The organism is Streptomyces sp. NWU339 (assembly GCF_003143855.1).
Taxonomy (GTDB): Bacteria; Actinomycetota; Actinomycetes; order Streptomycetales; family Streptomycetaceae; genus Streptomyces.
In genome coordinates, this window is the sequence record NZ_QFRK01000130.1 from 1 (window position 1) to 4,885 (window position 4,885).

Here is a 4,885-nt window from a genome sequence, read left to right on the forward strand (position 1 = left end):
AATATCTCCGGTTCTGATGCCTTCTCGCTCTGTTTCGACACGTCAGCAATGATTCGCTTGCGCTCGTCTTCCTGATCCCCACCTGACGCCTCTCACGACGCCTTTTCCTCATCGCTCACCACGACGGTCTTCAGCCAACGCAGCATGAGGCGGTTTGGAGCCTCCCCCCGCAGGGCGACTCCGAAGGGCCAAGTCCTTCATCTCCCGCACAGCATCACTTGAGGATGCACTTCCTACATAGAGCTCCTCATCGTGTTCAGGACACACTCCCCGACAGAGTCAAGCTAAGAGCGGCTGCCCATCGGTCGACGCGGCCTCCCTCGCCGTTTGACCGGGCGAGTTCGCCACACAAGTACTGCCGTGAACCCCTTTGCCGCCCGTCCTGACAAGCACTCGCTATCGTCTCCTTGACGATAATCGAGATGTCGTGTCAATCTGGCGCAGCACCAGGCCGCCGATGAGCCGACTTCTTCAGCCTGCCAGTTGCGGCTGCGCCACCCCCGACTGCTCACGCTGGAATCGCTGCCCGCCCGCCACTGCCCGGCTCATAAACGTGCGCCGCCGCACCACATGGAGGCCTCATGGTCCACGCCCGTAAACCCCAGCCCTACTTGGACTCCCTGGGCATCGACCGGGCCGCCGGCGTACTGCTCGGGGCAGCCGTGGGCGACGCGTTGGGCGTGCCCTACGAGTTCGCGGCAAGGCTGCGCGAGGACCAGCAGCCGCAGATGATCGGCGGCGGGCTGGGGCCGTACAAGCCCGGCGAGTACTCCGACGACACCCAGATGCAGGTGTGCATCGCCGATGTAGCGGCGACCGGAGCCGATCTGCGCGCCCCCGAGGCCCTCGACGCGATCGCGGCAAACTTCCAGCGCTGGCTGAGGGAGGGCGCCAGTGATGTCGGGAACCAGACCAAAGCTGTTCTGAATGCCGCCGGCCGTGCGCCCGGAGCTCCGGGCGCGGCCATGCTGGAGGTCGCCCGCAGCTTCACTGCCGCCAAGGCGAACAGCGCCGGCAATGGCTCGCTGATGCGTACCGGGATCGTCGCCCTCGCCCACCTGGGCGACGCCGCGGAGATGGCCGAGGCGGCCGTCGCGGTCAGCGCGCTCACCCACCCCGATCCCGACTGCGCCGACGCCTGCGTGCTGTGGTGCTCCGGTATCCGTACCGCGGTGCTGGAGGGCACCTTCGACGGTGTACGCGCCGGACTGGACCTGCTCCCCGCGGAGCGCCGAGCCCTGTGGGCCGAGCGGCTGGACGAGGCGGAGGCCCACCCCCCGCACCACTTCGGCAACAACGGCTGGGTCGTTCACGCGTTCCAGGCCGCTTGGTCGGCCATCGCGCGCACGCCCGTTCCCGAGCTGAGCCCCGCCGGGGGCAGCTTCCCCACCCAGCACCTGTCTCTCGCCCTGGAGGCGGCGGTCCGGGCCGGGACGGACACCGACACCGTCGCGGCGATCGCCGGCGCCCTGCTCGGCGCGCGCTGGGGCTGCTCCGGCATCCCGCTGCAGTGGCAGCAGGCTGTCCACGGCTGGCCCGGCCACCGGCAGGCCGACCTGGTCCGGCTGGCAGTGCTCACCGCCCGCGGCGGGAGCGACGACGCCGCAGGCTGGCCCTCGGCCGCCCGCGTGCCCGCTCCGGCCGGTGCGCCCCGCGGCTTCGCCATCCCCCACCCGCACGACCCCGGGGTGGTGCTGGGCAACCTCGCCCTGCTCCAGGGCGGTGAGCCGGTCGACGTCGACGCGGTGGTGTCGCTGTGTTGCATGGGCACGGACCCCGTCCTGCCCGGTGCCGATGCCGAGCACGTGCGCGTCTGGCTGGTGGACAGCGACGGGAACAACGCCAACCTCCACTACGTCGTCGACCAGGCCGCCCGCGAGGTGCTGCGGCTGCGTCGGGAGGGCAAGCGGGTCCTGCTGCACTGCGCCGCCGGGCAGAGCCGCACCCCCGCCGTCGCCGCCGTCTACAGCCACCTGGCCACCGGGATCGACACCGAGACCGCGCTGTCCAACCTGCGTGAGGTGCTGCTGCACGGCTGGCAGCTGTCGGCGCACCCCGAACTGCACGACGCGGTGCACGCATTGGCCACCCCGGCGGCCAGCGTCGGCACCTCTCTGGTGCGCCGGCCGGGAGAGGTCGAGGAAGTACGGGAGGAGCGCGACGCGAAGCCGGAGCGGCAGACCGAGTTCCTGCAGGAGAAGTGGGCGGCCTCGCGGGTGCGCGGGTTGCTGCTCGGGCTGGCGGTGGGCGACACGCTGGGCGCGGCCCGGGGCAAGCTGCCGGCCGAGGGTACGTTGCGGGCCGGGGTCAGCACCCAGCTGGCCTGCTTCACCGCCGAGGGCACGATCCGCGCTCTCGTACGTGGTGACCACAAGGGCATCTGCCACCCTCCGTCGGTGATATGGCATGCCTACGGCCGGTGGTCCGCCCTGCAGGGCATAGAGGTGGAGCGGATGCGGCGCCGCTGGGTCACGGCTGGTGACGAGCGGTGGCCCGATGGCTGGCTCGCCCAGGTGCCCGTGCTGGCACAGCGGCGAGGTTCGGCACCGGCGACTGTGGCCGCCCTGTCCAAGATCGAGCAGGGCACCGCGGAGAAGCCGACGACGACCAGCCGCGGCTGCCATGCGCTCACCCGTACCCTCCCCGTCGCCGTGGTTTTTGCCGGGAGAGGCCCGGAGTACGGGGCGTCGCAGGCCCGCGAGATCGCCGCCCTCACCCACGGCGACCCGGCCGCCCAGTCCGCCGCCGCCCACGCGACCGTGCTGCTCGCCCACTGCCTGACCAGCACTCCCAAGGCGCAGGAGGCCCTGTTCGCCGGGCAGCCGCATGTGCGCCAAGCCCTGAGGGACGCCATCCACACGCTTCCCGACGCCGACCCCCACCTGACCACCGAGGAACTCGAACAGCTCACCAAGGCACTTGAACAGGCCGACCGGCATCCCGCCAACCCGAAGCGGCTCGCCCACCTCGCTCCGGACGCCACCGCGCCCTCGGCACTGCTCGGCGGCCTGTACGTCGCCGCGTCCTTCCCGGAGCGGGACCAGGTGGACGCCGCCCTGCGCTTTGCCGCCGGAGCACCGGACGGCGACTCGGTGGCCTGCGTGACCGGGGCGCTGCTCGGAGCGGTACACGGCGCGGAGGCGCTGCCCGTCGACCTGGTGAGCCGCCATGAACTGGCCTGGGTGCTCGACACCCTGGCCCGCGACCTCGTCGCCCAGATCGTCGACTCTCCCAGCGGCGGCGGGTACGGAGGAGGCTGGGACCCGCACTGGTGGGACCGCTACCCCGGCTGGTGATCCGCCGAGCGCCCTGAGGGCTTCCCCGAGGCCGACCTTGACCAGCTCCTCGCCTACTGCACCACGCTGCACCCGCCCGCAGGCCACCTCATCTACGCAAGGGAAACGCCCCGCACGCTCCCTGACCGCCTGACCGAGTGAGGGGCCGGCCAGAACGCATTCAGCACACATGAGGCCGGGAAACCACGTGAACATGTGAGAACCACAGAGGGATGTTTCCCAGGCCAGGCACTCTGCGACTACTGTTTCCGCAGGTCACAGCCCCGCTCTGGGAAAACTCCTAAAGCGGGTGTCGCAGGTTCGAATCCTGCCGGGGGCACACGACGAAGGGCCAGTTCAGAGGCTTGATCTCCTCGAACTGGCCCTTTGCCATGATCACGGCTGTGCCACACACGTGCCAGAAAGTCCTCTAAGAGTCCACATCACCCCGCGTCTCGCGGATCATCGAGCCGAGTCGATCGGCGATCTCACGGTCACGGCCGTTGACCATGTGCTGATAGATCAGCGCCGCGCGGGGCGTGCTGTGGCCCATCCGGGTCATCAGCTCACGGAGGCTGGCACCGGACGCGGCGAGGGTGTTGCCCGTGTGCCGAAGATCGTGGAAGTGCGCGTCTGCCATGACGCCCGCCTTCTTCCTGGCCTTGATCCACTCATCCCGGAAGTTGCTCCGCCGGAGCCGACCGCCCTGGGGACCCAGGAACACGTGACCATCACGACCAGGCCCGGCGTGGGCGTCGAGGTGGCGCTTCACGTCTGGCAGGAGTTCGGTCGGGAAGGCCACCGGCCGGACACCGGCCTCCGACTTGGGCGCCTTGTCGAAGAGAGCTCCCGTCTGCATCTCTGCCTGCGAGCGCTGAACCATGAGCACGGCGTTGTCCGTGTCGATGTCCCGCCGGCGGAGTGACGCCAACTCGCCGAAGCGCAGGCCAGTGAAAGCGGCCAGGAGGACAAGCAGCCGGTAGCACGGAGAAATCGCGTCGGCCACGGCGTACACCTCAGCCACGGTTAGGACGGGCCGCTCTGGCACGTCGTACCGGTCTGCGCCCTTGATCCGGCACGGGTTGCGCCGGATCAGCTCGTCATCAACGGCCGTGTTCAGGATCGCCCGCAGGATCTGATACGCCTTGACCACGGTCGGCTCACCGGTCCGTGCGAGGCACGCCGTACGCCAGGCCCGAACCTGAGCCGTCGTGATCAAGGCCCGCGCACGGCGCGGGCGCGCGCCGCCTTGTCGGCGGGGCCGCCGCCCTGTCTTCGCCAGCGGCGGCCCCGCCCGGCGGCGCGCTAGCGGCAGCGGGCACGAAGTGGGAGACACCCTCTATGGCTGGGGCGGTCTGCTCCACGGCTTTAGGCCAAGGCCGTGAAGTTTACGGTCCGGGAGCCGACGTCAAGATGTCGATGCTGACGGTGGCCTTGTAGGTGTGGCGGTCGACCTTGAGGCTCTTGTAGGCGTATCGGGACAGAGGCCGTTTGACCGCGCGAGGGCCGAGGCGGGTTCGCCGTGCGGGCATGAGGGTGCCCAGGACCGCGTGCCCGATCGTGCCGACGAGGTCGATGACGGTGTCGGCGATCACGCCCTGGGCCTGGAC

At 70.1% G+C, this 4,885-nt stretch carries 1 protein-coding gene and 2 pseudogenes; 1 reads left to right on the forward strand and 2 read right to left on the reverse strand.

Annotated elements, in window-relative coordinates; translation table 11 throughout:
• Positions 1–581 precede the first annotated feature (581 nt).
• A complete protein-coding gene (locus DIZ27_RS43965) occupies positions 582–3,296 on the forward strand; it encodes an ADP-ribosylglycohydrolase family protein (RefSeq protein WP_109383854.1) in 2,715 nt (904 codons plus the stop codon).
• Positions 3,297–3,705: 409 nt separating this feature from the next.
• On the opposite strand, the pseudogene DIZ27_RS43970 reads toward DIZ27_RS43965, so the two are convergent.
• A pseudogene (locus DIZ27_RS43970) lies at positions 3,706–4,491 on the reverse strand (tyrosine-type recombinase/integrase); the annotation flags it as partial.
• Between the two features lie 172 nt (positions 4,492–4,663).
• A pseudogene (locus DIZ27_RS43975) lies at positions 4,664–4,885 on the reverse strand (transposase); the annotation flags it as partial.